Origin of the sequence: Streptomyces sp. NBC_00659 (assembly GCF_036226925.1) — a bacterium.
GTDB lineage: Bacteria > Actinomycetota > Actinomycetes > Streptomycetales > Streptomycetaceae > Streptomyces.
Genome location: NZ_CP109031.1, coordinates 8,737,877 through 8,764,673, shown reverse-complemented (window position 1 = coordinate 8,764,673; position 26,797 = coordinate 8,737,877). Strand labels below are relative to the sequence as shown.

The following is a 26,797-nucleotide window of genomic DNA, read 5'->3' as shown; positions in this document are numbered from 1 at the left end:
GCCCGTCCCGGCCTACGTCGCGGCGGTTCGGATCCCGAGGGCGACGAACACCACGGCCGTGATCCTGGCGGCCGTGCGCTTGAAGCGGGGCTTCTGCAGGCTTCGTGAGGCACGCCGGATGATGACGGTCCAGGCGAGGAGCCAGAGCGTCATCAGCAGCGCGTGGGCGGTGGCCAGGGTAAGGATCTGACCGTCGAAGGAGTGATCGGCTTCGATGAACTGGGGAACGAGAGTCAAGTAGATGGAGGCCGCCTTCGGGTTGAGGACGTTGGCGAGCAGGGCTTGGGTGTAGACGGAGTCCGACCGCACTGGCGGATGCCGGCGGGCGGGAGCACGCGCCGATGCCGTGGCGGATCGCCATGTCCATATGCCCAGCCCGACGAGGTAGGCCGCGCCGATGAGCTTGACGGCTGTGAAGGCCTGGCTGGAGTGCATGACCAGGGCCGACAAGCCGGCTATGGCGAAGGTGGCGTGGATGTACAGGCCGGTGGCTGTACCGAGGATGACGGGAAGGGCCTGGCGGCGGCCGTTGTCGGTGACGTGCTGGACCAGAAGGGTCAGGCTGGCTCCGGGGGTGGCGACCAGGGGAAGGACCGCCGCCAGGAACCCGAGGATGGCGTAGGGGTGGACCATGACGTCTCCGGGGCGGGCAGGCGGGGTCAGAGCACGACGCGGTAGTGGGTGGTCAGGCGCTGGCCGTTGCCCAGGATGTGGAAGGCGAGGCCGGGCGGTTGGTCGCGGTCTGCAGGATGGTCGCCTTCCCAGGGCATGCGCAGGGTCCAGGTGACGGCCGGCCCGACGATCAGGGGACGGGCGGCGAAGGTCGAGGCGGCTGCGGTGTGGGCGTGTCCGGTAAGGACAGCGACAACCTGCGGGTGTGCCTCCAGCAGGGCGGCCAGTCGCCCGGGCTGATCGAGCATTCCGGAGTCGGGCAGGGGGTGGTGGAGTTCGACCGGCGGCTGGTGGAACGCGATCAGCGCCGGGGTGTCCTGCGGTAGCCCGGTGAGTTGGGTGTCGATCCAGTCGAGCGTCTGGGCGTCGAGGCGCCCCTCGTCGCGGCCGGGGATGGTGGAGTCGCACATCAGGATGGCGGTCCCGGCGATGTGGTGGATCCGGTTGACGGGCCCGTGGTCGGGTGCCTCTCCGAGCAGGGCCTTGCGGTAGGCCGGACGCACGTCGTGGTTGCCGGGGCAGGTGAGCACGGGGAAGGGGGCCAACAGGATGCGGGCCGCTTCCTCGTATTCGGCTTCCTCACCGTGATCAGCGATGTCCCCGGTGACCAGGACCGCATCGACCGGGTGCGGCAGGGCTCGCAGGTAGTCCATGACGCGGCCGGCGCGCCGTGTGGCCCTCTCGCTGCCGTCCAGGTGCAGGTCACTGATCTGGGCAAGCAGAACCGTCATTCTCTGTCCCCTCCCATGGCGGCTCCGGCCGCCGGTGCACATCGAGGCGGGATGTCACCCCCACCCGACATCTAACGGAAGTTTTTGTTTTTCCGTTAGAGACTCTAGGGTGTGCGCAGGAATGTGATCAAGTGGTTGACGACCGGGCGGAGGGAGAGAGACCGATGGAGCGCTGGCTGGCACTGGAACTGGCGAGTACGATCCGCCACGACGGGGACGGTGGCGTCACCGACGACCTCGGCACGGCACACGAAGCAACCCGCTGGATTCAGGCGCAGGCCGACCTGCTGGCCGGCCATGTCCCGGCCGGGGAAATGGCCGCGGACGACGACCTCAGGGTTGAGATCATCGAACTACGGCGGGCTGTCCGGGCACTGTTCGCCCGGGCGGTCAGTCCCGCTCCCCCCAGCTCGGCGGACGCCCGCCGACTGATGTCGGCCGACCAGGCATTGGCCCACCTCAACACGGTTGCCGCCCGTGATGCGGTCGTCCCGCAGATGGACTGGCCGCCGGACGGTGGTGCCCCCACAGCCCGTCTGCTGTCGGCGGAGAACGACCCAAAGGTTCGACTCGTGGCAGCCCTGGCCCGCGCCGCCATCGACTTCCTGAGCGGCCCGCAGCGCATGCAACTACGAGCCTGCTCCGCGCCACGTTGCGTGCGCTACTTCGTCAAGAGCCACGGCCGGCAGGAATGGTGCAAACCGTCGTGCGGAAACCGTGCCCGAGCAGCTCGCCACTACCGGCGTCAACGCGTGGCCACCGATGATGGTTCCACCCCGTCCTGACCGCCACCTGCCCTGATGCCTGGACGCGTGCCGACGGAGCTGGAGCGACGTCACGCGATCACAGTGGTCAGCCTTGAGGCTCCTGCGGTTTGACCTCGACCTCGCGCAGGCTCTGGTCTTTGAGTTCGGTGCGTGCCTCGGTGCGATGTCCCTGGGCGATGTAGTCACGCACGACCGCTTCGACGGCGTCCTGGGGCGAGCCGACCCCGGCCAGAACCATGACTTCCACCACGAGTTCGGCATCGAGACTGATGTTGACCTTGGCCACGAGCGGTCCCCCTCCGTCGGTCCGGGACTCTAACAGCCGCACAGCAGCGACTCGAGACGCACGGCCGTCCCGGTGACCGCGTGGTGCGCCTGCCGCGGGGCACCCGTGGCACCGGGAAGGTCGGATCCGCGAGCCGGCGGGGTCGCGCGGTCACGGCAGCGAGCGGCGGGGTATCCGGGCGGAGCGGCGGGGCCTAGCCCTTGGCCTCGATCTCCTGTTCGGCCACCGCGATCGCGAGGCCGAACGCGGCGGCGATGTTGCCGGCCGCCGTCATGACACGGGCCGTGCCCACGATGGGCGCGATGGCCACCAGGACGTCCTGGACCTGAGCCATGGTCAGATCGGCCTGGATGGCGGGCTCGATGTGCGCGAGGTAGGAGATCGGAGGCGCGTCCGACGCCGCGAGCGCGGCGATGCGCGTGAGGAGGAGCTGGTCCGGGGGCAGTTCGCACCGCTCGAGGGAGTCGACGGTCATGGCGGCGATGGTGTCCAGGACGGGGGTGTCGGATGCTGTGCTCATGGGGGCCGGCCTCCTGATGCGGTGACAGGGCGCCGCGGGCCGGGGAGTCGCTGTCCCCGGGCACGCGGTGTGCGTCAACCGTAGGTGCGATCCGGGCCGGGCGCGCGCGGAGCCGTCGGGGCAGGGCACGCCCGTCCTGACCGGACCGGAGCCCGTCCCGGCTCCGTACGTTCCCGGCCGGGTCGCCACCTGCGGTCGGGGCAGGTGCTGTTCGGCGTCCGGCGCTCATCGGATCACCATCGGCACGCCGTCGTGCGTCCCTGGCCGAAGGCGCCGCGTGGGGACGGGTTCCGGCAGCGGCCGGGACCCGTCCCACGCGGCGGTGCGGGCCGCGTCAGGCGCCGACGTACGCCGCCAGGTGTTCGCCGGTGAGGGTGGAGCGGGCGGCGACGAGGTCGGCCGGGGTGCCCTCGAACACGAGCCGGCCGCCGTCGTGGCCGGCTCCGGGGCCGAGGTCGATGATCCAGTCGGCGTGTGCCATGACCGCCTGGTGGTGCTCGACGACGATGACCGACTTGCCCGAGTCGACGATCCGGTCGAGCAGTCCGAGCAACTGCTCGACGTCGGCCAGGTGCAGGCCCGTGGTCGGCTCGTCGAGGACGTACACACCGCCCTTGTCGGCCATGTGCGTGGCGAGCTTGAGCCGCTGCCGCTCGCCGCCGGACAGGGTCGTGAGCGGCTGGCCGAGGGTGAGATAGCCGAGTCCGACGTCGGCGAGCCGCGAGAGAATCCGCTGCGCGGCCGGCGTGTGCGCCTCACCGGCGCCGAAGAACTCCCCGGCCTCGTCCACCGACATCGCGAGGACCTCGCTGATGTCGCGGCCACCGAGGTGGTACTCCAGGACCGAGGCGTCGAACCGCTTGCCCTCGCAGTCCTCGCAGGTGGTGGCGACGCCGGCCATCATGGCCAGGTCCGTGTAGATGACACCGGCGCCGTTGCAGGTGGGGCAGGCACCCTCGGAGTTGGCGCTGAACAGCGCCGGCTTCACGTCGTTGGCCTTCGCGAAGGCCTTGCGGATCGGGTCGAGCAGACCGGTGTACGTCGCCGGGTTGCTCCGCCGGGAACCGCGGATCGGCGCCTGGTCGACCGACACCACGCCCTCGCCGGCCGGGATGGACCCGTGCACCAGGGAGCTCTTGCCGGAGCCCGCGACCCCGGTGATGACGACCAGCACTCCGAGCGGGATGTCGACGTCCACGTCCCGCAGGTTGTTCGCCGACGCGCCGCGGATCTCCAGCGTGCCGGTGGGCTCGCGCGATGTCTCCTTGACCTGGGCCCGGTCGTCGAAGTGGCGGCCGGTGACGGTGTCGCCCTTGCGCAGTTCCTCCACCGTGCCCTCGAAGCAGACGGAGCCGCCGCCCGTCCCGGCCCCGGGGCCGAGGTCGACGACGTGGTCGGCGATCACGATGGTCTCCGGCTTGTGCTCCACGACGAGCACGGTGTTCCCCTTGTCCCGCAGCCGCAGCAGGAGATCGTTCATCCGCTGGATGTCATGGGGGTGCAGACCGGCGGTGGGCTCGTCGAAGACGTAGGTGACGTCGGTGAGCGAGGAGCCGAGGTGGCGGATCATCTTGACGCGCTGCGCCTCACCGCCGGACAGCGTGCCCGCCGGGCGGTCCAGCGCGAGGTAGCCGAGGCCGATCTCCACGAACGAGTCGAGAGTCTGCTGGACCGCGGAGAGCAGGGGCGCGACCGAGGGCTCGTCGAGACCGCGGACCCATTCGGCCAGATCACTGATCTGCATCGCGCAGGCGTCGGCGATGCTGATCCGCTTGATCTTCGACGAACGGGCGCCCTCGCTGAGCCTGGTGCCCTCGCACTCGGGGCAGGCGGTGAAGGTGACGGCCCGGTCCACGAACGCCCGGATGTGCGGCTGCATCGCCTCCTTGTCCTTGGAGAGCATCGACTTCTGGATCCGCGGGATCAGCCCCTCGTAGGTCATATTGATGCCCGCGATCTTCATCCGGGTCGGCTCGTGATGGAGGAAGTCGTGCAGCTCCCTCTTCGTGTACTTGCGGATCGGCTTGTCCGGGTCGACGAAGCCCGACTCCTTGTAGAGGCGCATGTTCCAGCCGTCCGAGCCGTAGCCGGGGATGGTGATCGCACCCTCGTCGAGGGACTTGGAGTCGTCGTAGAGCTGGGTGAGGTCGATGTCGGAGACCGCGCCCCGGCCCTCGCAGCGCGGGCACATGCCGCCGGTGCGGTTGAAGGTCGCCTTCACCGCCTTCTTGGCACCGCGCTCCACCGTGATGGCACCGCTCGCGCTGACCGAGGGGACGTTGAACGCGTACGCGCTGGGCGGCCCGATGTGCGGCGTGCCGAGCCTGCTGAACAGGATGCGCAGCATCGCGTTGGCGTCGGTGGCGGTACCGACCGTGGACCGGGGGTCGGCGCCCATCCGCTGCTGGTCGACGATGATCGCGGTGGTCAGACCTTCGAGGACGTCGACCTCGGGCCGGGCCAGCGTGGGCATGAAACCCTGCACGAAGCTGCTGTAGGTCTCGTTGATCAGCCGCTGCGACTCGGCGGCGATCGTGTTGAACACCAGGGAGCTCTTGCCCGAGCCGGACACGCCGGTGAACACCGTCAGCCGGCGCTTCGGGATCTCGATGCTGACGTCCTTGAGATTGTTCTCGCGCGCGCCGAGCACGCGGATCAGATCGTGGCTGTCGGCACCATGCGGCGCGGACGGCCGCGGGTCCGTCCTCGTGGCCTTGCTCATCGTGTCTCCATCTGTCGGGCGGGGCCGCCTTCGCGGTCTCCGCCGGCATCGCCTGCCTCGATCCAACCAGCTTCGCGCGGCGCGCCGGGTCCACCTTCGCCGACTCCGTCCGCGCGGACGCGGGCACCCTCCACGGCGTACGTCGTCGGCGGTGCCGGCCGACGTGGGGTGACGGCCTCCGTGCGCCACGCTAGGCGAGGCGGGACCCCCGGCGCTTCTCGAATCCTGACCGGTCGGATCGGCGGTCGTCTGGGGAAGTTCCGGGTCCGGGGCGAGAATCGGAGAGTGACCATGCCTTCCGACACGTCGCCCATGTCCGGCCGGACGCAGTGCGGCAACCGCGCTCGCAGTCCGCTGCACGCGTTCCTGCGGACGGAGACCGGCAGCGCCGCCGTGCTGCTCGCCGCCGCCCTGCTGGCGCTGGCCTGGGCCAACATCGGTCCTGACGCGTACGAGAGGGTGTGGAGCACGGAGCTGTCGATCCGCGTCGGGTCGGGCGGAGTGTCGCTGGACCTGCGCGAGTGGGTGAACAGCGGACTGATGACGCTGTTCTTCTTCGTCGTCGGTCTGGAGGCGCGGCGCGAGTTCGACCTGGGCGAGCTGCGCGAGCGGCGCCGGGTCACCCTGCCGCTCCTGGCGGGACTCTGCGGCATGGTCGTCCCCGTCGTCGTGTACCTGGCCATCACCTCGGGCCATGGCTCGGCGGCGCACGGCTGGGGTGCCGCCATGTCGACGGACACCGCCTTCGCCCTGGGCATGCTCGCCGTCTTCGGCTCCCGTCTGCCCGGCACTCTTCGGGTCTTCATGCTCGCCATCGCCGTCGTGGACGACTTCCTGGCCCTGGCCATCGTCGTCTTCGCCTACAGCGACACCATCAAGGTGCCCGCGCTGCTGACGGCGCTCGCCCTGTTCGTGGTCGTCCTGCTGCTGCGGCGCACGATCGGCGCCCGGGTTCCGTCCCTGTACGGCGTCCTGGGCGTGGCGATCTGGGTGGCGCTCCTGAAGTCGGGCGTCGACCCCGTGGTGACGGGGCTCGCGATGGGCATGCTGACCTACGCGTACGCGGCCGAGCGCAGCGATCTGGAGCACGCCAGCCGGCTGTTCCGGCGTTTTCGCGAACAGCCGACGCCGGAGCTGGAGCGCACGGTGCGCCGTGGTCTCGCCTCGACGCTCTCGCCGAACGAGCGGCTCCAGCAGATGTTCCACCCCTGGACCAGTTACGTGATCGTTCCGCTCTTCGCCCTGGCCAACGCCGGCATCACCCTGAGCGCCGGTCAGCTGGCCGACGCCTTCACCTCGCCGGTCACCCTCGGCATCTTCTTCGGCTACCTGCTCGGCAAGCCCGTCGGCATCATCGGCGGCACCTGGCTCACCACGCGCGCCGGCCGGGGACGGCTGCACCCGCCCGTGGGCTGGGGCGCCATCACCGCGGGCGGCACCCTGGCCGGCGTGGGCTTCACCGTGGCGCTGCTGATCGCGTCGCTGGCCTTCGACGGCGACCGGCTGGAGCAGGCGAAGATCGGCATTCTGGCCGCGGTCGCGGGCTCGTTCCTCCTCACCTGGGTCGTCACCCTGGTGATCGGCAGGCTCACCGCGCGCTCGCGCGCGCAGGCCCTCCTCGGCACCGGCCAGACGATCGTCGATCTGAGCGAGCCCGTCGACGTGGAGCGCGACCATGTGCGCGGGCCGCTCGACGCGCCGGTGACTCTCGTGGAGTACGGGGACTTCGAGTGTCCCTACTGCGGCCTGGCCGAGTCCGTGGTGCGCGAACTGCTCTCCGACTTCGGGGACGTCCGCTATGTGTGGCGCCACCTGCCGCTCACCGATGTGCACCCCAACGCCCAGCTCGCCGCGCAGGCCGCCGAGGCCGCGGCCCGCCAGAACCGCTACTGGGAGATGCACGACCTCCTCATGGGACACCAGGGCGACCTGGGGCCGAAGGACCTGTTCCGGTACGCCGTCCGGCTCGGCCTCGACAGCGGCCGCTTCCGCGAGGACCTCAGGGACGGAGCGGGCGCGGCCCGGGTGGCCATGGACGTCGAGTCGGCCGATCTCAGCGGTGTCTCGGGCACACCGACGTTCTTCGTCAACGGCCGCCGTCACTACGGCGCCTACGACATCGCCTCCCTGACGGCGGCCGTGCGCGCCGCGCGCCAGCGGACGACGCTCACCGGAGCGGGCCAGGAGACCTGAGGGCCGCCGGATCCGGTTCAGGCCGCGCGGGCTCGCAGGCGGCGCAGCATGCGGGCGTCCTCGAAGCCCACGGCGCGGGCGGCGGCGTCGAGGGTCACGCCGTGGCTGATGAGGTGCTCGGCGCGCTCCAGCCGCAGGGACTGCTGGTAGCGCAGCGGTGTGAGGCCCTGCGTCGCGCGGGCGAAGAGGCGGGTGAGGGTGCGTTCGCTGACGCCGACGGCCGCGGCCAGTTCGGGCAGGGGCACCGGCCGGTCGAAGCGGGCGTCGAGCAGGTCCTGGGCACGGTGGACGGTGTCGTCGAGGTGGGACCGGTGCCGGAGCATCGCGCTGGCCTGGGGTTCGTGGCCGTTGCGCCGCGCGTAGACGACCATGTCCCGGGCCACCTGCGCGCCGACCGCCGGGCCGTGCCGGGTGGCGATCAGGTGCAGGGCGAGATCGATCCCGCTGGCGATGCCCGCCGAGGTGACGACCCGGTCGTCCTCCGTGTACAGGACGTCGCGGACAACGGTCGCCCGGGGGTAGCGGTGGGCGAGTTCGTCCTGGACGTCGTGGTGGGTGGTGCAGCGTCGTCCGTCGAGCAGTCCGGCCCGGCCGAGCGCGTCCGCTCCCGCGCAGACACTGGCCACGGTGCCGCCCCGCGCGTGGTGGTCCCGCAGGACCTGCAGGGTCGCCCCACCGATGGGAGGGCCGTCGCCGAGGGTGAGCGCGCGCCAGCCGGGTACGACGATCAGGTCCTCGGGGCCGAGCTCGGGCCAGTCGGGCGTGGTCACCAGCGGCAGCCCCTGGGCGGTGACGATCCGCGGCCCCTCGGCGACGTAGCCGAGGGTGTAGGGGTGCCCGAAGTCGTCGGCCGTGGAGAAGACCTGCGCGGGGCCGGCCAGGTCCAGCAGATGGACTCCGGGCACCAGGAAGAAGACGATGTGGCTCACGATCCGGTCATCATGCCCGAGACGCGGCGGCGGTCTCCAGATCGTCGACGGTGGCAATCGTGGCGAAGCGTCCGGCCAGGGCGTACTCGGTGCGCCTGATGACGTCCTCGGCGCCGAGGGTGCGGGGGTCCGCGAGGAGTTCCGCCACGCTCTGCCCGGCGGGGGCGTCGCGGTGCGGGACGGGGTTGGTGGCGGTGGCGTCGGAGACGAAGGTGACCTGGTAGCCGAGGTCACTGGCGAGGCGGGTGGTGGTCTCCACACACTGTTCGGTCCGGATACCGCAGACCGTGAGCTCGCGGACACCGCGTTCGGTGAGGAGCTGCTGGAGGTTGGTGGTGGTGAAGGCGTTGTGCGAGGTCTTGTGGATCAGCGGCTCCCCGTCCCGGCGCTCGAGCTCGTCCATCAGCCGGACATGGCCGAGGGCGGGGTCGAAGACGTCGCCGCTGCCGGGCTCCGTGTGCAGCACCCACACCACCGTGTCGCCGGCACGGCGGGCGAGCCGGACGAGCCGGTCCACCTGGTCGGTGATCTTCGGGTTGGAGATGGTGTCCCACAGGGGGTGGGCACGGAAGGATTCCTGGACGTCGATGACGATCAGTGCTCGGGTCATGTCCCCACTCTGGCCGGGCACGCGCCACGGGGACAGACCTCATCGGGTCCGGGAGCGGACCGATCCGGTCACGTCCGCCCGTCCGTCCGTCCGAGGGGGACAGACACATGACTGGATATATGCCTGAGCACATGAACAGGACCCATGAACATGAGGTCGCCGGACACATGAACAGGGGACGGACATGAGCAGGGGACGGACATGAACACCCGAGAACACGGCCCATGAACAGAGGACATGCGGCCGTTCCCCGCCGCCCGGAGTCGGGTGGCGGGGAACCGCCGCAGGGCGATCACCCGCGCGCAGCGCGCTCCGCGGCCTCGGCGACGCGCTTGATGTGCTCGAGGCGCCGGTCCCAGTCGGCGGCGAGGGCGGACATCCACCGGGCGGTGGCGTTCAGCGCGGCCGGCCGTACCGTGTACCGCACCTCCCGCCCCACCCGGCTCCCGGTGACGAGCCCGGCGGCGTCCAGCACGGCGAGGTGCTTGACCACCGCCTGCCGCGACACGGGCAGTTCCTCGGCCAGTCTCGTGGCCGTGACCTCGCCCCTGGCCGCCAGCAGGTCGAGCAGTTGACGCCGCGTCGGGTCGGCCAGCGCGGCGAGGACGCTGTCGACCTCCTCGGCCTCGCCTCGTTCCTCGGTCACACCGACGGCTGGGCGGCGCGCTTCTTGAACGCGTCCAGGACCTGGGGCCAGCCGTGGTTGTTGTCCTCGTGGGCCTTGTGCCGCAGCTCGGCGGAGCCGGCCAGCGCCGCGAAGCCGCTCTCGACGACCCGCAGGCGCGTGCTCGCACCCTCCGGGATCAGGGTGAACTCGACCAGCGTGCTGTTGCCGTCGCTCAGCGGGGCCCCGGGGAACGCGCTGGTCCAGCGGTAGGCGACGTACGTGGGCGGCTCGACCTTCTCCACCCGCACCGGGAACTCGCCGTACTCGGCGTTCTTGACCACGGTCGACTCGCCCGCCCTGCCCTCCGTGGTGGGCAGGCTCTCCTCGTCGGCGACCCAGAACCCGGGCACGGCCACCAGCGGCCAGACCCGCTCCAGTGGCGCTTCGATCAGGGTTTCGCGTTCGATCCGGTCCTCGGACATGAGGGACTCCTTCACAGCGACCAATGATGCAACTCCAGGGTTGCACGTCCCGCCCTTCATCGCAACCCTGCGGTTGCACGTCCGGGAACGGGCGTGAGCGCCGGGCGAGGCGCGACGAGCGGGGAGCCAATGGGATCCGATCAGGACACCCCTAACCCCAAGTAACACATCCAGCCATAGTCGGCCATGGTGGTCGCAGGCATGAAACATGACCCCCCAACTCCCGCGAGTTAATTGATTGTTGGGGTCACAGCTCTATGCAAGGAGGGTCGCGATGCCGATCATTCGTGTCATGAACCTGCAGCCCGACGGGCGGGTCGCAGCCTCATGGAGGTGTTGGGATGCACCAAAGACTCGCCACAGGCTTCGCCGCCTCGGTCATGGCCCTCGTGGCCGTCACGGCGACCGCTACAGCCGCTAGCGCCGCCCCTGCCGACAAGCCCCAAGTCCTGTCCAGTTGGACCCAGACCAGCGCGTCGAGCTACAACACGTGGGTCGCCGCCCGCTCCAACCAGTCGGCCTGGTCGGCGTATGCCTTCGACTGGTCCACCGACTACTGCTCCACGTCCCCGGACAACCCGTTCGGCTTCCCCTTCGCCACCTCATGTGCCCGCCACGACTTCGGCTATCGCAACTACAAGGCCGCCGGCGCCTTCGATGCCAACAAGTCCCGTCTCGACAGCGCCTTCTACGAAGACCTCAAGCGGGTCTGCGCCGCATACAGTGGCGCCACGAAGACCAGTTGCAACAGCACGGCCTGGACCTACTACCAGGCGGTCAAGGCCCTCGGCTGACCCTCCGCCGAACCACCGGGAGCCTCAACAGCACGCAGACATACTTGCCATGTGTCCGCCCGAACCTCGGTGTGATTCGAGCCGACTGCGCTCCGACCGAACACCGATGACGGATTGTCAGCCACCGGCCCCATCACGGCGGGCGCCGCCTTCCCGGCCTGCAGTTGGACCCTCACCACCCGCCCCGCACCCACCAGCCGTGCCTCGGTTACCTTGTGTATCCACTGGACCATAGGGGGAACACATCATGGCTGCAGGGATACGGGGCGGGTGGCGGGTGGCGGTGTACGTGGCCTTGTCGACCGTCGTGGCGACGGGCTGCTCGACCACCGCCGACGAGAGTCCGAAGGCGGGCACGAGCGTGACATCCACGGACCAGGCCTCCGGTGCCGCCGGCACAACGGCCAAGAGCGGTGCCACACTCGGTCCCGCGGGCTCGGCCTGCGAGCTGCCGGTCAGCTTCGACACGGCCGAGGACTGGAAGCCGCAGTCCATCGACGCGGCGGCGCAGGCCCCGATCGAAACGGACGGCACCAGGGACGTCACGGATCCGCTGTTCCGGCAAGGACCGGTCAGCCTCGTCTGCGAGATCGACGCCAAGCCCGCCGGGAACATCGGCTACCTCCGGGTCTGGACCGGAAAACCGGGCGCCGACGACGCCACCAAGGTGCTCAAGGCCTTCGTGGCCGCCGAGCACGGCGCGGGCAAGGCGGTCTACCGCACGTTCGACACGGACGGCCTGTCCGGCGCCGAGGTGGAGTACGTCTACACCAGCGAGGCCCTCCAGGAGTCGTCGAAGGAGTCCGCCTTCGCCGTCACCACCGAGGACGGCCCGGTCGTCGTGCACCTCGACGGACTGGACACCGGGGAGTACACAGAGATGCTTCCCGCGTACCGACTCGCCCAGCGGACTCTGCGCACCACCTGACCTCCGCGAGCGATCCGGCGACGAACCGCCACCCGCCTCACCGGACCGGCCACTACTCGGGCACCGCACGGGCGGATCGTCCGTGAGGCGGTTTCGACCGACCGGACTCAGAATGAGTGGGACGGCCTCGTGGACCCGGCCGTCGAGCCGTCTCGGGGCAGCCGGATCGTGACCGTTGGCCTTGCGGTCTCCGCCCCTTGAGGCCCGGGACTTGCGAGCGCGCGGGTGGTCGAACGATGAAGACGGACGAACCGGAAGCCACGGCCGACGAGAGCAGATCGTCGGGCGGGGCGAGTCGCGCTCCCGCCCCGCCCGCGGACCCTGTCACGACAGCGGCCCCGACGGCTCCCGAGGACGCCCGCCTGGCCGAGGCGGTCGCCCTCCGCCGTCTGACCGCGAGCCTGAAAGCCGCGTACCCCTCGGTGGACCCGTCCGTCGTGGACCAGGGGGTCGCGACGGCTCGCGGGTCCTTCCGGCAGGCGAAGGTCAGAACGTACGTCCCCATTCTGGTCGAGCGCCGGGTCCGCGCGCTGCTCGCCGGCCTCGGCGCACAAGAGGCCGCCCCCGATCCGGCTGCCGTCGGCGACGCGGATGCCGGGGGGCCGGGGGCGGCGGGGCCGGTGAAGCGGTCCGCCGAGAGCCCGCGGCGCTCTCCCCTGCTGGGCCGGCTGATCCCCGCCAGGCTGCGGCCCGCGCCCGCCTCCGCGTCCGACCTGGGCGGTGCCGGTGAGGGCCCATGACCGCGCGGTGCTCACCGTGACAGAAGAAGAGGCGGGTCGTCATGACGGATGCCAGGGCCGAACGCGTCGCGAGGCTCATCGAGCCGCTGCGGGTCGAGCCGGGGTCACGGGTGGACCTGGGCGAGGACTTCGACCCCCGGTACAAGGGCGGCCTGAAGAAGAAGCAGGGGGTGGAGCTGCTGCGCACGGGCGTGTCGCTGCTCGCCGAGTACCAGGAACGGCTGGCGGCCCAGGACACGTACGGCGTCCTGTTGTGTCTGCAGGCACTCGACGCCGGGGGCAAGGACGGCACGATCCGGCACGTCATGAGCGGGGTGAACCCGCAGGGCGTCAAGGTGAGCAGCTTCAAACAGCCCTCCGCCGAGGAGCTCGACCACGACTACCTGTGGCGGTACGCGGCCAGGCTGCCCGCCCGCGGCGACATCGCGATCTTCAACCGTTCGCACTACGAGGAGGTCCTCGTCGTCCGGGTCCATCCGGAGGTCCTCGACCGGCAGCGGCTGCCGGCGGACGCGCGCGGAGCGGACATCTGGGACCGCCGCTACCGGGCCGTCAACGACTGGGAGCGCTACCTCACCGACAACGGGTTCAAGGTCGTGAAGATCTTCCTGAACCTGTCCAAGGAGGAACAGCGCACCCGTTTCATGAAGCGGCTCGACCTGCCGGAGCGGAACTGGAAGTTCTCCGCCGCCGATGTCCGGGAGCGCCGGCGGTGGGACGAGTACCAGCAGGCGTTCTCCGAGATGCTCTCGCGAACCAGTACGCCGTGGGCGCCCTGGTACGTCGTCCCGGCGGACCGGAAGTGGTTCGCGCGCATCTGCACGGCGGCGGTACTGGTTCACACGCTCATGGACATCGACCCCGCTTACCCGGTGGTCGGCAAGGAGGCCCGCAAGGATCTCCGGGCCGCGAGGCGGGAACTGGAGGCCGACGCTCCGAAGGGTGCGCCGGCCGATCCGTACGCGGCCCGTCATCCGGTTCCCGGTGCGGGCGGGGGACAGCGACGTGGCGGCCGTGGCGCGAAGGGGCGGCACGCACCCGGCGCGGACTCGCGGACCGGGAAGCACCAGCGGAAGTAGGTCCCCGACTTCCCGGGACAGGGACAAGGGCAGGGCAGGGACAGGCCGGGCCAGGGGCAGGGACGGCGGACCGGATCCAGATCGGAGTGCTGAGATGGCGATGCAGTCGAGCGGCCCGAAGGCTCCGGAGCGCGTCGCTCCGGAGCTCTGGTACGCGCGTGACCCACAGGACGTGGCGTCGGCTTTCGGCGTCGACCCCACGTCCGGACTCACCGCCGCCCGGGTCACCGAACTGCTGGCCGAGAACGGGCCGAACGCGCTGCCGGAGGAGAAGGCGAAGCCGGCGTGGCGGCGGTTCGCCGAGCAGTACCGCAGCTACATGCAGATCGTCCTCGTGGTGGCGGCGGTCGTCTCGCTGGCGATCGCCGAGTGGAGCACCGCCATCCTGCTCGTCCTGCTGACCCTGCTGAACGCGGTCGTGGGACTGCGGCAGGAGGGGAAGGCCGAGAGCGCGATGAACGCGCTCCAGTCCATGCTCACGGCGACGGCCCGGGTGAGACGTGACGGGACCGAGTCGGAGATCCCGGCGGAGCAGGTGGTCGTGGGCGACGTCCTGCACATCTCCGCCGGGGACCAGGTTCCGGCGGACGGGCGGATCATCGAGGCACACGCGCTCCAGATCGACGAGTCGGCCCTCACCGGCGAGAGCGTCCCCGCGTCGAAGGTCGCCACGACCCTGCCGAAGGTGATGCTGGGGCCGGGGGACCAGTCGAACATGGCGTTCATGCACACGCCGGTCACTCACGGCAGCGGTCTGGTGATCGTCACCGGGACGGGTGAGGGCACCGAGCTGGGCAAGATCTCGGAGATGCTGTCGGCGACCGAGAAGGAGGAGGCACCGCTCACCAAGGAACTCGACACGCTGACGCTGTGGATCACGGCCGCGGCGGGCCTGACCATGATCGTGATGTTCGCGCTGGGGCGCAGCCGCGACCAGGCGTGGGACGCCCTGTTCGTCAGCGCGGTCTCGCTGGCCATCGCCGCCATTCCCGAGGCCCTGCCCACGGTGACCCAGGCGATCCTGTCCGTCGGCAGCCTCAATCTGGCGAAGCGCAACGCGATCGTGAAGGAGCTGCCGTCCGTCGAGACCCTGGCGTTCACGTCGGCGATCAACTCGGACAAGACCGGCACTCTGACCATGAACCAGATGACGGCGGTGGAGGTGGTGACGCCCACCGACCGCTACACCGTCTCGGGCACGGGTTACGGCCTCGAAGGCAGGATCCACCATGCCGCGGGCTCCTCCGCGGGCATCGAGGAGGCGATCCTCCCGTACCTCGTGGCGAACGACGGCAAGCTGGTGGACGGCGAGGTCGTGGGCGATCCCACCGAGGGCGCGTTCCTGGTGCTGGCCCACAAGGCCGGGCTGGACATCGAGGGCACCCGCGAGCGGCTCCCCCGGCTCGCCACGCTGCCCTTCGACCCCGGCTACAAGCTCATGGCCACCTTCAACTCCACGGTGGACCCGTCCGGGCGTCCCGTGGTGCGCTGCTTCGTCAAGGGCGCGGCTCCCGCGGTGCAGGCCCGCGCGACGACCGCGCTGTCGGGCGGCGCGACCGTCCCGTGGGACGCGGAACTCGGCCGGCGCGCCGACGAGCAGGGCGAGCGCATGGGCGGGGAGGGACGCCGGGTGATGGCGGCGGCCACCCGGGACCTGGACCCGGCCGACTTCGATCCGGACGGAGACCTGCTCGGTTACGTCACCGGGCTGCGGATGACGAGTCTGGTCGGGATGGTCGACCCGCCGCGTGAGGAGTCCAAGGCCGCCGTGGCCAGTGCCCAGGCGGCTCACATCCGGGTCCGCATGGTGACCGGGGACGACGTCACCACGGGCGCCGCCATCGCCCGGCAGCTCGGCATTCCCGGCGAGGCCGTCCTCGGAGCCGACTTCGCGGCGCTGCCGGAGAGCGAGCGACTGGCCCGGATCGACGACATCGGTGTGGTGGGACGGGTCGCCCCCGAGCACAAGGTGATGCTCGCGGACACGCTCAAGAAGAAGGGTGCCGTCGTCGCGATGACCGGCGACGGGGTCAACGACGCCCCCGCGATCAAGTCCGCCGACATCGGCATCGCCATGGGCAGCGGTACGGACGTGGCGAAGAACGCGGCGCGGATGATCCTTTCCGACGACAACTTCACGACGATCGTCTACGCGGTGGAACAGGGCCGCAAGCTCTACGACAACCTCACCAAGTACATCCGTTTCGTGCTGCTGTTGCTGGTCACGTTCGTCCTGACCTTCCTCGGGGCGACGATCTTCAACATCGCGGCCGGTGAACCCTTCACCCCGCCGCAGGTGCTGTGGATCCACTTCGTGGTCAACGCCTCGTTCGGCTTCGCGCTGGGCTTCGACAAGGAGAGCGCGGGGCTCATGCGGCGCAGGCCGCGGCCCCGGGGCGAGTCGGTGCTGACCCGGCCGGTGATGGTGACGGTCGGTCTCAGCGGTCTGGCGATCACCCTGATCCTGCTCGGGCTGATCAAGCTGGGCGAAACCCGTTACGACAGCGTCCAGACCGGCAGTTCGATCGCGTTCACCGCGTTCGCGCTGTGCCTGATCGTGGCCGCGTTCGAATGCCGCAGCGAGACGGACTCGGTGCTGACGCCGAGCACCTTCGACAGCAAGCAGATGAACTGGACGGCACTGGCGCAGTTCGTCCTCGCGGTCCTGGTGACGCAGATGGACGGGTTCCGCCGCATCCTCGGCACCACGGAGATCGACCTGCGGCAGTTCGGCTGGGCCCTGCTGTCCGCCGTCGCGTTCCTGGTCGTGTGGGAGGTGGGTAAGCTCCTGGCCCGCAGGGCGCGGCGCACCGACTGACCACGCGGGCTCCTTGTCCATGAAACCGCCGGCGCGATCCGAAGGGCTGGCCCGTGTCGAAGCACCACGGCACCGCGAGCGGAGGGTGGCGTCCCCCTGTTCCGGTGCTGCCCGGTCTCCCGGTGCTCAGGCACTACCGGCGGAGCTGGCTGCGCGGAGACCTGCTGGCCGGGGTGACGGTCGCGGCCTATCTGGTGCCGCAGGTGATGGCGTACGCCAGTGTCGCCGGGCTGCCGCCCGTCGTGGGTCTGTGGGCGATCCTGCCCGCCCTCGTGCTGTACGCCCTCGTGGGTTCGTCCCGGCTTCTGTCGGTGGGGCCCGAGTCGACGACGGCGCTGATGACCGCGACCGTCGTCGGGCCGCTCGCCGGCGGCGATCCGGAGCGGTACGCGGTACTGGCCTCGGCGCTCGCCATCGCCGTGGGGCTGATGTGCGTGGTGGCCTGGGCGGCGCGGCTGGGCTTCGTGGCCGATCTGCTCTCCCGGCCCGTGCTGATCGGGTATCTGGCGGGCGTGGCACTGATCATGATGGTGGATCAGCTCACGAAGCTCACCGGTGTGCCGACGGACGGTTCGGGGTTCTTCCCGAAACTGGCCTCCTTCTTCGGGAACCTGGACGAGGTCCATCCCGCCACGTTGGTCTTCAGCGCGGCGACGCTGGTCGTCCTCTACCTGGCCACGCGTTTCCGCTGGCGCGTCCCCGGACCGCTGCTGGTCCTGGTCGCCGGTACGGCCGTGGTCGCGGCCTTCAACCTCGAGGACCACGGCCTCGCGGTGATCGGGGAGATCCCGGCCGGGCTCCCCCGCCCGGACCTCCCCCCGCTCGACACCCTGCCCCAGCTGCTGCTGCCCGCGGTCGGTGTCCTGCTCGTCGGGTACACCGACTTCATCCTCACCGCGCGCGCCTTCACGACCGACGACGGCGGTACGGAGATGAACGCGAACCAGGAACTGCTGGCCCTGGGCGCCGCGAACCTCGGCGCGGGCACCCTTCAGGGGTTCCCGGTGAGCAGCAGCGCCAGCCGTACGGCCCTCGCGCAGTCGGCGGGCGGGCGCACCCAGGTGTATGGGCTCACGGCCGGGCTCCTCGTGCTGGCCGTGCTGTTGTTCCTGAGTCCCCTGCTCACCGACACGCCCACGGCCGTCCTCGGCGCGCTGGTCGTCTACGCCGCGATCCGGATGATCGACCTGGCGGGCTTCCGGCGGCTGGCGGGCTTCCGGATCCGGGAACTCCTGCTGGCCCTCGGCTGTCTCGTCGGCGTCCTCGCTCTCGACATCCTCTACGGGGTGCTGGTGGCCGTGGGTCTGTCGGTGGCCGAGCTGCTGAGCAGGGTGGCGCGCCCGCACGACGCGGTCCAGGGGCTGGTACCGGGCCTCGCGGGCATGCACGACGTCGACGACTTCCCGGACGCCCGGGTGATCCCGGGTCTGCTGGTCTACCGCTACGACTCCCCGCTGTTCTTCGCCAACGCGGAGGACTTCCGGCGCAGCGCCCTCGCCGCGGTGGCCGAACAGGAGGTCCCGGTCAGGTGGTTCGTCCTCAACACGGAGGCCAATGTGGAGGTGGACATCACCGCCCTGGACGCACTGGACGAGCTGCGCCGGGAACTCGGGGAGCGGGGCGTCGAGTTCGCGATGGCCCGGGTGAAGCAGGATCTGCGGGACGACCTGGACGCCTACGGGCTGAGCGCGTCCGTCGGCGAGGAGCGGATCTTCCCCACCCTGCCCACGGCGGTCGCCGCCTACCGTTCCTGGTGCCGCGACCACGGCGTCGATCCGGGCGACGAGGACGCTGATCTCCAACCCTAGGGACTGTCGTCCGGATCATGCGGCGGGAACCCTCAGGGGATCTCCTGTTCGGCCCAGATGATCTTTCCGTCCGCCGTGTAACGGGCGCCCCAGCGATGGGAGAGCTGGGCCACCAGGAACAGGCCGCGGCCGCCCTCGTCCGTGCTCCGGGCGTGTCTGAGCCGTGGGGCGGTGCTGCTGGCGTCGGAGACCTCGCAGGTCAGCCGGGTGTCGCAGAGCATCCGTAGCCGGATGGGCGGTACGGCGTAGCGGATCGCGTTGGTGACGAGTTCGCTCACGATGAGCTCGGTGGTCATGGTCAGTTCCCCGAGGCCCCATGACTCGATGACGTGGGTGGCGCGGGCCCGCATCTCGGAGACGGCGGCCGGGTCCACCGGCACCTCCCACGAGACGACATGGTCGTCCCCCAGGGAGTGGGTGCGGGCCAGGAGCAGGGCGATGTCATCGGGCTGCGGTACGGGCACGAGGTGCCGTACCGCGTCCGCGCACAGCGCTTCGAGGTCGGGACCGGGCCGGGCGAGCAGCTCTCCCAGCTGCGCCATGCCGCGTTCCATGTCGTAGTGCGCTCCCGCCACGAGGCCGTCGGTGAAGAGGCCGATCAGGCTGTTCTCCTCGAGCTCGATCTCCCGGCTCTCGAAGGCCATCCCGCCGAGGCCGAGCGGTGGGCCGGCGGGCAGCTCGGGGTAGGAGACGCGCCCGTCGGGGGCGACGAACACGGGGGGCGGATGTCCGGCCCGGGCCATCGTGCAGCGCCTGGTGACGGGATCGTAGACGGCGTAGAGACAGGTCGCTCCGAGGAAGGACGCGGTGGTGCTCCGGTCCGCGTCCTGTTCGGTGGTGGTCAGGCCGGCCCGCTGTTCCTGGCCGCGCTCCTCGCTGAGCCGGAGCACGAGGTCGTCGAGGTGTGCCAGCAGTTCGTCGGGGGGCAGTTCCATGTCGGCGAGGGTCTGCACCGCGGTGCGCAGCCGGCCCATGGTGGCCGCCGCGGTGATGCCGTGGCCGACCACGTCGCCGACGACCAGGCCGACCCGGGCCCCGGACAGCGGGATGACGTCGAACCAGTCGCCGCCGACGCCGCCGCTCGGGTCCGCCGGCAGATAGGAGGAGGCCACCTCGAGGGCTGTCCCCCCTGACAGGGCGTGGGGCAGCAGACTGCGCTGAAGGGTGACCGCCGCCGTGTGTTCGCGGGTGTAGCGGCGGGCGTTGTCGACGCACAGGGCCGCGCGCGCCACCACCTCGCGGGCCAGCAGGACGTCGTCGGGCTGGAACGAGACCGGATTGAGCGAGCGCAGGAACGTGGTGAGTCCGAGGGCGGTGTTGCGCGCCCGCATCGGCACGGAGATGAGGGAGTGCAGCCCGTACCGGCGGATGCTGGCCGCTCTCTCGGGCTCCTCGGCGATCCACAGGTCGTCGTCCGGGTCGAGGACCTGGATGAGGACGGGCTCGCCGTTGGTGAGCAGGTGCACGTCGTGGGGCGGCGGCAGGAAGTCCGCCCGGTCGCCGATCCGGGCCACGGCCTCCGGGCACCCCTCCCGCACCGAGCTCATGCCCGCGCGCCGCATCATCGGCTTGGCGGGTGCGGGTCCCGCGTCCGACAGCCAGGCTCCGTGGCCCTCGGTGCTGAGGACGGATTCCAGGAGGTCGACGACGACGAAGTCCGCGAACCGCGGAACGGCGAAGTCGGCGATCTCCTGGGCCGTCCGCATGACGTCGAGGGTCCCGCCGATGGTGGTCCCGGCTTCGTTGACGAGCGACAGGATCTGCCGGGCGTTCCATCGGTCGGTGACGTCCAGGACCGTGTAGCACACGCCGGTGTAGGACTTGTCGACACCGACCAGCGGAAAGAAGGAGGAGGAATAGGCGTGCCGGCGGTGCGGGTCGGCCCAGCTCCATCCCAGGTACTCGTAGTCGATCATCGGCTCGCCGGTCGCCAGGACCTTGCGCATCAGCCCCTCGATGGTCTCCGCCTGGAGCCCCGGCAGCAGTTCGGTCAGCCGGCGTCCGAGCCGCTGCTCGCGGGGCACACCGCCCAGGTGTTCCAGGGTGTCGTTCATCCAGACGTAGCGCAGTTGCAGATCGAGCACCGCCATGCCGACCGGGGACCGGGTCAGGAAGCCGTCGAGGAAGGCCGGGCCCACCGTCCACGGCCGTCTGCGGTCCCGTGCCGAGATCAGGAAGCACTCGCTCCCGCCCATGCGGAACGACGCGGAGACGCGCAGGTCCGCGTCGATGCGCCGGCCGTCGCGGTGCCGCAGGGGGATGTGTCCGCTCCAGCCCATTCCGCCGCGGCAGCGCTCGGCGACCGCCGCCACCCGCGAGGGGTCCCTGGGCAGCGCGAGCAGACGCGCGGCCGATGAGCCGACCATCTCGGCCGCCGGATGGCCGAGAAGGGCCTCGGCCCCCCTGGTCCAGGCCGTCACCAGCCCCTCGCCGGACACCACCGCCGCCGCGTCGGAGGACGCGTCAAGGGGATCGCCCGGTCCTTGGGACACGGGCGCGTCGGAACCTTCCTGCGAAGAAACCATGAAGCTCTCATCCTCTACACGACCATGTTCCTGCTTGTCCGCCGGATGTGCAGGCCCACCGGACGATCACCCCCCGGCACGGCACCGCACGGCACCGACCTCTCACCCTGAACATGCCAATGGGGCGCTCTGGAGTGGGCAAGGCCCGGGGCAGGGCGCAGCATGGAAGGGCCGCAGTCGGCACACACGTGCCCGGCAGCGGCCACGGAGCCCGGCACATCGCGCCGGCCGGTGGAGGAGGGCCAGGGATGACAGCCGAGTCCACGCAGTCCGACCGTGCGGGCGGTCCCGAACCCGCACGGTCCCGGCCGACCGGCTTGCTCGACGTCCTCAACGTGGGCGCCCTGGTCCTCGACGCCGACGGGCGCATCGTGTTCTGGACCCCGCAGGCCGAGGAGCTCATCGGGTACACGGCGGAGGAGGCCCTCGGCAAGTACGCGGCGCGCCTGATCATCCACCCCGAGCACATGCAGTCCGTCACCGAACTGTTCACCGATGTCCTGGAGACGGGACGCAGTTGGGCGGGCGCGTTCCCCATCCGGCACAAGGACGGCAGCACCCGCCTCATGGAGTTCCGCAACATGCGGCTCCTGGACGATCTCGGGGACGTCTACGCCCTGGGCATCGCGGCCGACCACACGTTGCTCCAGCGCGTCGAGACCGACCTCGCCCTGTGCGAGCAGCTGATCAACCAGTCACCCATCGGACTGGCCCTGATGGACCCCGACCTGCGGTATCTCATGGTCAACCCGGCGCTGGAACGGATCGACGGCATCCCCGCCGAGGACCATGTCGGCCGTCATCTGCGGGAGACACTGCCGTTCCCGGACGTGGACACCGTCGAGTCGGCGCTGCGTCAGGTGCTCACCACCGGCACACCGCTGCTCGACCAGTACCACGTGGGCCGCCCTCCCTCCGATCCCGACCACGAACACGCCTGGTCCCTCTCCTTCTACCGGCTGGAGGACCCGGGCGGACGCATCCTGGGCGCGGCCGTCTCGGTCGTCGACGTCACCGAACGCCATCGCGCGGCCGCCGAGGCCGACCGCGCGCGGCGTCGTCTCGCGCTCGTCGCCAGCGCCTCCACCCGTGTCGGCACCACCCTTGAGGTGGAGCAGACCGCCCGCGAACTGGCCGACATCGCCGCCCCCGAACTGGCCGACGTGGTCGCCGTGGACGTTCTCGACTCCGTCCTGGCCTGCCGTCGCAAGCGCAGGCCGGACAACGGCCCGGAGTTCTTCCGCGCCCTCGCCCTCAAGGCCTCGCACCCCACCGTGGCCCTGCGCGCCGCCGACCCTCCCGGCGACCTGACGACGTACGACGGTGACCGCCTGGTGACCCTGTGCGTCCACACCGGCAGGCCGGTCCTGGTGCGGCACGTCGGCGAGCACGATCTGCCGCGCATCGCCCGCGACGCCGAGGGCACGGCCCTGCTGGCGCAGGCCGGCGTCCACTCGTACCTCGCGGTTCCGCTGATCGCGCACGGTGAGGTGCTCGGCGCCCTCGATCTCAAGCGCACCCGCAATCCGCTCCCCTTCGACGAGGACGACGTGGTGCTCGCCGGTGAGCTGGCCACCCGCGCCGCCGTGGCCATCGACAACGCCCGCTGGTTCCAGAGCGTGCGCAACACGGCCGTCACGCTCCAGCGCAGCCTGCTGCCCCAGCATCCGCCGCGTCTCACCGGTCTGGAGGTCGCGTCCCGATATCAGCCGGCGCAGGCCACCAGCGAGGTCGGCGGCGACTGGTACGACGTGATTCCGCTGGCCGACGACCGGACCGCGCTGGTCGTGGGCGACGTCATGGGCAACGGAATCGACGCCGCCGCCACCATGGGCCGGCTGCGCACCGCCACCTGCGCCTACGCCGACCTCGACCTCGACCCCGGCGATGTGCTCCAGCACCTCGACAAGATCACCTGCGATCTGGAGCACTACATCGTGACGTGCATCTACGCCGTGTACGACCCCCACAGCAGGCAGTGCCGCATCGCCAATGCCGGGCACATGCCGCCCGCCCTGGTGCGTTCCGGCGCCGCCCCCGAACTGCTGGACCTGCCGCCGTGCGCCCCCCTCGGTGTCGGTGGCATCCCCTTCGGGACCACCACGGTCGAACTCAACCCGGATGATCTGCTCGTCCTCTACACGGACGGTCTCGTGGAGACCAGGCTGCATCCCATCGACGACCGCCTGAACGTCCTTCTCAGCTTCCTCGACGAGGCGGACCGACCGCTCGAGGAGATCTGCGACCTGCTCCTGTACGGACTGCGCAACTCAGACGACCACGACGACGTCGCCCTGCTCGTCGCCCGCGCGAAGTAGCCCGCGCGACGTACGCGGGAAGCAGCCCTACCCCTTCCTCGTGTCCTTGGAGCGCCGGCGGGAGGAGACCTGGTCGCGCGTGGTGTGCCACCGCGACCGGGCCTGTTCGACCACGCTGTCCCACTCGCGGCGGACCTCGTCGTCGGAGGGGCGGTCGCCCGCGCGGATCCGGACGAGTTCATCACGCATCTCGTGCCCGAGGGCCGCCGACGCGACGATGACGAACATCGCGGCGAAGAGCGCCGAGATCATCGCGAAGACGGCGCCCACCGCCCCGTAGCGCGCGGCGTAGGAGTTGAACAGGCGCGGCAGATACACGGTCGCGCCCACCGAGTAGAGCGCGGTCGCCACGCCCGCCGTGACGCCGAAGGGCAGAAGGTCGCGCCAGGGGATCCGCTTCGCGGACAGCGCCCAGCCGCTCCAGACGAGGAAGGCGACGCTCACCGGGATCTCGCACACCGAGGCCGCCACGCCCAGCTTGCTCCCCCCGAGAACCGCGTGCAGCCACCCGGTGACGGCCGCGTACCCGGCGAGACCGAGGATCCACCACAGGCCGTTCCTCGTGTTGCGGACACTCAGCGGGGGCAGTTCCCAGGTCTGCTCGAACAGCCGCTGCGAGGCGCGGGCGAAGCTCAGTACGGAGATGATCAGGAACAGGCTCCCGAAGACACCCACGCTCGCGCTGGCGCTCTCGGCGGGGGCCAGGAGCGACTTGACCGCCGCGGCTCCCTGACCGGTGAGGCCGTAGCGCTTGATGATCCGGTCGGCGGCGTCGTAGTCCGAGAAGCTGCTCAGCACGGCGCCGATGAGAATCGTGAGGGGGATGAGCGCGGTGAGCGCGCTGGACGCCAGGGCCATCGAGCGGTCGAAGCCCACGATCTTCTGGAACCGGCTGACGACACGCAGCGCGAACGCGGGACGCAGCCAGAACGTCAGCATCCTGACGAGGCGCTCGCGATTGATCCCCGCCGTCCTGTCCTCCATGTCATCGGGCCCGGTATGGCGCTGCGAGCGTAACGGACGGCCGTCGCGGGCGGGACGGCCGACACGGCCCGCCGTCCGCGTCCGGGCCGGGCGGCCCGTGCGGAGCCACCCGGCCGGCGGTCCCCCGCGGCCGGCCGGCGTTCGACGCGCTCATTCCTCCTCGGACAGGGCGATCTCCGCCCAGATCGTCTTCCCGCGGGACTCGGGCCGGGTCCCCCAGCGCCGGCTGACCTGCCAGGTGAGATAGAGGCCCCGGCCGCCCTCGTCGGCCTCCTCGGCGTGCCGGAGGTGCGGCACGGTGCTGCTGTCGTCGGTCACCTCGCAGGCGACCGCGGATCCGTCGAGAATGAGGCGCACGGAGATGGGACCGTCCGAGTACCGGACCGCGTTGGTGACGAGTTCACTGACCACCAGGGTGACGGTGAAGGCGTGCCGTTCCAGCCCCCAGTCCGCCAGCGCGCGCTCGGCGCGGGCGCGTGCCTCGCCGACGGACGCGGGGTGGTTGGGCAGCGTCCACGAGGCGACCTGGTCCGGTCCCAGACCCCGGGTACGCGCCAGCAGCAGGACGGCGTCGTTCTCCATCTCCTCCGGTGCCAGCTTGTAGAGCACCTCGTCGCAGATCTCCTGAAGCGGCCGGTCGACCGGCCGCAACGTGTCGCCGACATGTTCCAGTAGTTCCTGCGGGTCGTCCGAGACGGCACGCAGCATGGCGGTGTTGGACAGCAGGATGACGCTGCCCTCGACGAGTTCGAACTCGGCGGTGCCGTACTTCGCCAGGCCACGGCCCAGCGGCGGCCCGGCGGGCACCACGGCGTATTCGACGGTCCCGTCGGGCAGCGCGAGCACCGGAGGCGGATGCCCCGCGCTGGAGACCGAGCAGCGGCGGGTCACAGGGCTGTAGACGAGGTACAGGCAGGTGGTGTCCTGGCCCTCGTCGTCCACCGCGGCGTCCGGACGTCGCGGCCGTTCCCCGTGGAGTCGGGTCACCAGGGCGTGCAGCCGTTCCAGGACCTCTTCGGGGGCCAGGTCGAGGACGGCCAGCGCGCTGATCGCGGCCCTGACCTCGCACATGGTGCCGGCGGCCTCCAGGCCCCGGCCCACCGTGTCGCCGGTCACCAGGGCCACCCGTGAACCGGACAGCGGGATCACATCGAACCAGTCGCCGCCCGCGCCCAGCGGGCAGTAGCTGTACGCGGTCTCGACCGCGTCGTGGCCGAGGACCCGGGCCGGCCGCAGACTGAGCTGCAGGACACGCCCGGCCGAACGCTCCCGTGCGTACAGCCGGGCGTTGTCCAGGCACAGGGCCACCCGGTCGGCGAGTTCGGCGGCCAGCGCGAGGTCACCGTCGTCGAAGGCGTGCGGGGTGCGGTCCCGGTAGCAGTGGGCCAGCCCGATCACGGAGCCGCGGGCGGCGAGCGGCAGCACGAGCAGCGAATGCGCCCCCGCCTCGGTGAGACGCCGCCCTCGCACCGGCTCCCGGTTCATCCAGTCCGCGTCCGGGGTCAGCTGCTGGACGACGCGTGGCCGGAGGTCGGACAGGCACTGCGCGAACGGCGTCGCCATGGACAGGCCCATCACCTCGCCGATGGAGGGCAGGTACCGCTCGGCGTCCAGGGCGGAGGAACGACGGCTCGTGCACCGCAGGGCCCCGTACTCGAAAAGGGTGCCCGGAGCGCCGGCCTCGCCCCGCAGGACGGAGTCCAGGACCTCGACCACCACCGTGTCGGCCAGCGCGGGAACCATCTCGTCGGCGAACTCCTGCGCCGTACGGAAGATGTCCAGCGTCGTGCCGATGCGCCCGCCCGCCCGCTCCAGCAGGGCCAGTCGCTCCGCCGCCCGCTTGCGCTCGGTGATGTCCACCACCGCCGTCGCCAGCCCCAGGACTCCGCCCGTGGCGTCCTCCAGCCGGAAACACGAGACCGACAGCACGATCTCGGCCTGGTCGGGACTCAGATGGCCGCGCACCTCCACATCCAGCGCGGGTACGCCCGTCTCCAGCACCTCGAGCAGCGTCGCCTCGTAGTTTCCGGTGTAGAAGTCACGACCCCACTCCCTCGGGTGGCGCCCCAGTGCCTCGTCCAGGGCGAACGCCTTGACGTAACGGGCCGCCGTGTTGAAGCGCACCAGACGAAGCTGTGTGTCGAGGACGTGCAGACCCACGGTCGACTCGGAGAAGAGCGCGCCGAGAATGGCCTCGTCCAGCTCCGCGTCCGGCCGGCCATGTCCGCCCAGCGATGCAACCATGACACTTCCGTTGACCGTTAACCACCCATACATTCCGTTT

The 26,797-nt window shown here is 70.7% G+C and carries 21 protein-coding genes; 9 read left to right on the top strand and 12 right to left on the bottom strand.

The annotated features are described in order from the left end of the window. Positions 1 to 12 precede the first annotated feature (12 nt). Positions 13 to 633, bottom strand: a complete 621-nt coding sequence (locus OG410_RS38280; RefSeq protein ID WP_329303360.1) for a LysE family translocator — start codon at positions 631 to 633, stop codon at positions 13 to 15. 26 nt (positions 634 to 659) lie between these two features. Then, positions 660 to 1,403, bottom strand: a complete 744-nt coding sequence (locus tag OG410_RS38275) for a metallophosphoesterase (RefSeq protein WP_329303359.1) — start codon at positions 1,401 to 1,403, stop codon at positions 660 to 662. Between the two features lie 164 nt (positions 1,404 to 1,567). Between OG410_RS38275 and OG410_RS38270 the strand changes: the two genes are divergently transcribed. Then, a complete protein-coding gene (locus tag OG410_RS38270) occupies positions 1,568 to 2,188 on the top strand; it encodes a CGNR zinc finger domain-containing protein (RefSeq protein ID WP_329303358.1) in 621 nt (206 codons plus the stop codon). 67 nt (positions 2,189 to 2,255) lie between these two features. Here OG410_RS38270 and OG410_RS38265 read toward each other — a convergent pair whose 3' ends face one another. The 3 genes from OG410_RS38265 to OG410_RS38255 form a co-directional block, all read right to left on the bottom strand. Beyond that, the gene (locus OG410_RS38265; RefSeq protein ID WP_329303357.1) at positions 2,256 to 2,456 is read right to left on the bottom strand and encodes a type II toxin-antitoxin system VapB family antitoxin; all 201 of its coding nucleotides are present in this window, start codon (positions 2,454 to 2,456) and stop codon (positions 2,256 to 2,258) included. A gap of 193 nt (positions 2,457 to 2,649) precedes the next feature. Further along, positions 2,650 to 2,976 carry a carboxymuconolactone decarboxylase gene (locus OG410_RS38260; protein WP_326783754.1) on the bottom strand — a complete coding sequence of 109 codons (327 nt, stop codon included), beginning with the start codon at positions 2,974 to 2,976 and terminating at the stop codon, positions 2,650 to 2,652. A gap of 334 nt (positions 2,977 to 3,310) precedes the next feature. Beyond that, a complete protein-coding gene (locus OG410_RS38255; protein ID WP_329303356.1) occupies positions 3,311 to 5,698 on the bottom strand; it encodes an excinuclease ABC subunit UvrA in 2,388 nt (795 codons plus the stop codon). A gap of 291 nt (positions 5,699 to 5,989) precedes the next feature. Here OG410_RS38255 and nhaA point away from each other — a divergent pair, with 291 nt between their 5' ends. Next, positions 5,990 to 7,891, top strand: coding sequence for a Na+/H+ antiporter NhaA (nhaA, locus tag OG410_RS38250; RefSeq protein ID WP_329303355.1), 1,902 nt, complete (start codon positions 5,990 to 5,992; stop codon positions 7,889 to 7,891). Positions 7,892 to 7,908: 17 nt separating this feature from the next. Here the strand turns inward: nhaA and OG410_RS38245 are convergent, their stop codons facing one another. The 4 genes from OG410_RS38245 to OG410_RS38230 all read right to left on the bottom strand — a co-directional run bounded on the left by OG410_RS38245 (position 7,909) and on the right by OG410_RS38230 (position 10,519). Further along, entirely contained in the window at positions 7,909 to 8,820 is a 912-nt protein-coding gene (locus OG410_RS38245) for a GlxA family transcriptional regulator (RefSeq protein WP_329303354.1), read from the bottom strand. 10 nt (positions 8,821 to 8,830) lie between these two features. Further along, positions 8,831 to 9,430 (bottom strand): isochorismatase family protein, encoded by a 600-nt coding sequence (locus OG410_RS38240; RefSeq protein WP_329303353.1) that lies wholly within the window; start codon positions 9,428 to 9,430, stop codon positions 8,831 to 8,833. Positions 9,431 to 9,722: 292 nt separating this feature from the next. After that, on the bottom strand, positions 9,723 to 10,076 hold the full coding sequence (locus tag OG410_RS38235; RefSeq protein WP_329303352.1) for an ArsR/SmtB family transcription factor: 354 nt from the start codon (positions 10,074 to 10,076) through the stop codon (positions 9,723 to 9,725). After that, positions 10,073 to 10,519, bottom strand: coding sequence for an SRPBCC domain-containing protein (locus OG410_RS38230; RefSeq protein WP_329303351.1), 447 nt, complete (start codon positions 10,517 to 10,519; stop codon positions 10,073 to 10,075). The genes OG410_RS38235 and OG410_RS38230 overlap by 4 nt, the downstream gene beginning before the upstream one ends. A 341-nt stretch (positions 10,520 to 10,860) precedes the next feature. On the opposite strand from OG410_RS38230, the gene OG410_RS38225 reads away from it, so the two are divergent. The 6 genes from OG410_RS38225 (at position 10,861) to OG410_RS38200 (ending at position 18,686) form a co-directional block, all read left to right on the top strand. Then, entirely contained in the window at positions 10,861 to 11,313 is a 453-nt protein-coding gene (locus tag OG410_RS38225; protein ID WP_329303350.1) for a phospholipase, read from the top strand. Positions 11,314 to 11,560: 247 nt separating this feature from the next. Beyond that, positions 11,561 to 12,241 carry a lipoprotein gene (locus tag OG410_RS38220; RefSeq protein WP_329303349.1) on the top strand — a complete coding sequence of 227 codons (681 nt, stop codon included), beginning with the start codon at positions 11,561 to 11,563 and terminating at the stop codon, positions 12,239 to 12,241. 236 nt (positions 12,242 to 12,477) lie between these two features. Further along, complete coding sequence (locus OG410_RS38215) at positions 12,478 to 12,981, top strand: three-helix bundle dimerization domain-containing protein (RefSeq protein ID WP_329303348.1); 504 nt, start codon at positions 12,478 to 12,480, stop codon at positions 12,979 to 12,981. A gap of 41 nt (positions 12,982 to 13,022) precedes the next feature. Then, entirely contained in the window at positions 13,023 to 14,060 is a 1,038-nt protein-coding gene (locus tag OG410_RS38210) for a polyphosphate kinase 2 family protein (protein ID WP_329303347.1), read from the top strand. A gap of 94 nt (positions 14,061 to 14,154) precedes the next feature. Continuing rightward, positions 14,155 to 16,878 carry a cation-translocating P-type ATPase gene (locus tag OG410_RS38205; protein ID WP_329303346.1) on the top strand — a complete coding sequence of 908 codons (2,724 nt, stop codon included), beginning with the start codon at positions 14,155 to 14,157 and terminating at the stop codon, positions 16,876 to 16,878. A gap of 53 nt (positions 16,879 to 16,931) precedes the next feature. Beyond that, positions 16,932 to 18,686: a SulP family inorganic anion transporter gene (locus tag OG410_RS38200; protein WP_443063852.1), complete on the top strand. Its 1,755-nt coding sequence runs from the start codon at positions 16,932 to 16,934 to the stop codon at positions 18,684 to 18,686. Positions 18,687 to 18,718: 32 nt separating this feature from the next. Here OG410_RS38200 and OG410_RS38195 read toward each other — a convergent pair whose 3' ends face one another. Continuing rightward, positions 18,719 to 21,211, bottom strand: a complete 2,493-nt coding sequence (locus OG410_RS38195; RefSeq protein WP_329303345.1) for a SpoIIE family protein phosphatase — start codon at positions 21,209 to 21,211, stop codon at positions 18,719 to 18,721. 248 nt (positions 21,212 to 21,459) lie between these two features. Between OG410_RS38195 and OG410_RS38190 the strand changes: the two genes are divergently transcribed. Beyond that, positions 21,460 to 23,529 carry a SpoIIE family protein phosphatase gene (locus tag OG410_RS38190; RefSeq protein ID WP_329303344.1) on the top strand — a complete coding sequence of 690 codons (2,070 nt, stop codon included), beginning with the start codon at positions 21,460 to 21,462 and terminating at the stop codon, positions 23,527 to 23,529. 27 nt (positions 23,530 to 23,556) lie between these two features. Here the strand turns inward: OG410_RS38190 and OG410_RS38185 are convergent, their stop codons facing one another. Together OG410_RS38185 and OG410_RS38180 are read right to left on the bottom strand one after the other, a co-directional pair. Then, the gene (locus OG410_RS38185) at positions 23,557 to 24,513 is read right to left on the bottom strand and encodes a YhjD/YihY/BrkB family envelope integrity protein (RefSeq protein ID WP_329303343.1); all 957 of its coding nucleotides are present in this window, start codon (positions 24,511 to 24,513) and stop codon (positions 23,557 to 23,559) included. Between the two features lie 150 nt (positions 24,514 to 24,663). Next, on the bottom strand, positions 24,664 to 26,757 hold the full coding sequence (locus OG410_RS38180) for a SpoIIE family protein phosphatase (RefSeq protein WP_329303342.1): 2,094 nt from the start codon (positions 26,755 to 26,757) through the stop codon (positions 24,664 to 24,666). Positions 26,758 to 26,797 lie beyond the last annotated feature (40 nt).

Coding starts and splice junctions, on each gene's coding strand:
- OG410_RS38280 (WP_329303360.1), bottom strand. CDS start 633: ATGGTCCACCCCTACGCCATCCTCGGGTTCCTGGCGGCGGTCCTTCCC.
- OG410_RS38270 (WP_329303358.1), top strand. CDS start 1,568: ATGGAGCGCTGGCTGGCACTGGAACTGGCGAGTACGATCCGCCACGAC.
- OG410_RS38230 (WP_329303351.1), bottom strand. CDS start 10,519: ATGTCCGAGGACCGGATCGAACGCGAAACCCTGATCGAAGCGCCACTG.
- OG410_RS38240 (WP_329303353.1), bottom strand. CDS start 9,430: ATGACCCGAGCACTGATCGTCATCGACGTCCAGGAATCCTTCCGTGCC.
- OG410_RS38195 (WP_329303345.1), bottom strand. CDS start 21,211: ATGGTTTCTTCGCAGGAAGGTTCCGACGCGCCCGTGTCCCAAGGACCG.
- OG410_RS38255 (WP_329303356.1), bottom strand. CDS start 5,698: ATGAGCAAGGCCACGAGGACGGACCCGCGGCCGTCCGCGCCGCATGGT.
- OG410_RS38190 (WP_329303344.1), top strand. CDS start 21,460: ATGACAGCCGAGTCCACGCAGTCCGACCGTGCGGGCGGTCCCGAACCC.
- OG410_RS38275 (WP_329303359.1), bottom strand. CDS start 1,403: ATGACGGTTCTGCTTGCCCAGATCAGTGACCTGCACCTGGACGGCAGC.
- OG410_RS38215 (WP_329303348.1), top strand. CDS start 12,478: ATGAAGACGGACGAACCGGAAGCCACGGCCGACGAGAGCAGATCGTCG.
- OG410_RS38225 (WP_329303350.1), top strand. CDS start 10,861: ATGCACCAAAGACTCGCCACAGGCTTCGCCGCCTCGGTCATGGCCCTC.
- OG410_RS38220 (WP_329303349.1), top strand. CDS start 11,561: ATGGCTGCAGGGATACGGGGCGGGTGGCGGGTGGCGGTGTACGTGGCC.
- OG410_RS38180 (WP_329303342.1), bottom strand. CDS start 26,757: ATGGTTGCATCGCTGGGCGGACATGGCCGGCCGGACGCGGAGCTGGAC.
- nhaA (WP_329303355.1), top strand. CDS start 5,990: ATGCCTTCCGACACGTCGCCCATGTCCGGCCGGACGCAGTGCGGCAAC.
- OG410_RS38260 (WP_326783754.1), bottom strand. CDS start 2,976: ATGAGCACAGCATCCGACACCCCCGTCCTGGACACCATCGCCGCCATG.
- OG410_RS38185 (WP_329303343.1), bottom strand. CDS start 24,513: ATGGAGGACAGGACGGCGGGGATCAATCGCGAGCGCCTCGTCAGGATG.
- OG410_RS38210 (WP_329303347.1), top strand. CDS start 13,023: ATGACGGATGCCAGGGCCGAACGCGTCGCGAGGCTCATCGAGCCGCTG.
- OG410_RS38205 (WP_329303346.1), top strand. CDS start 14,155: ATGGCGATGCAGTCGAGCGGCCCGAAGGCTCCGGAGCGCGTCGCTCCG.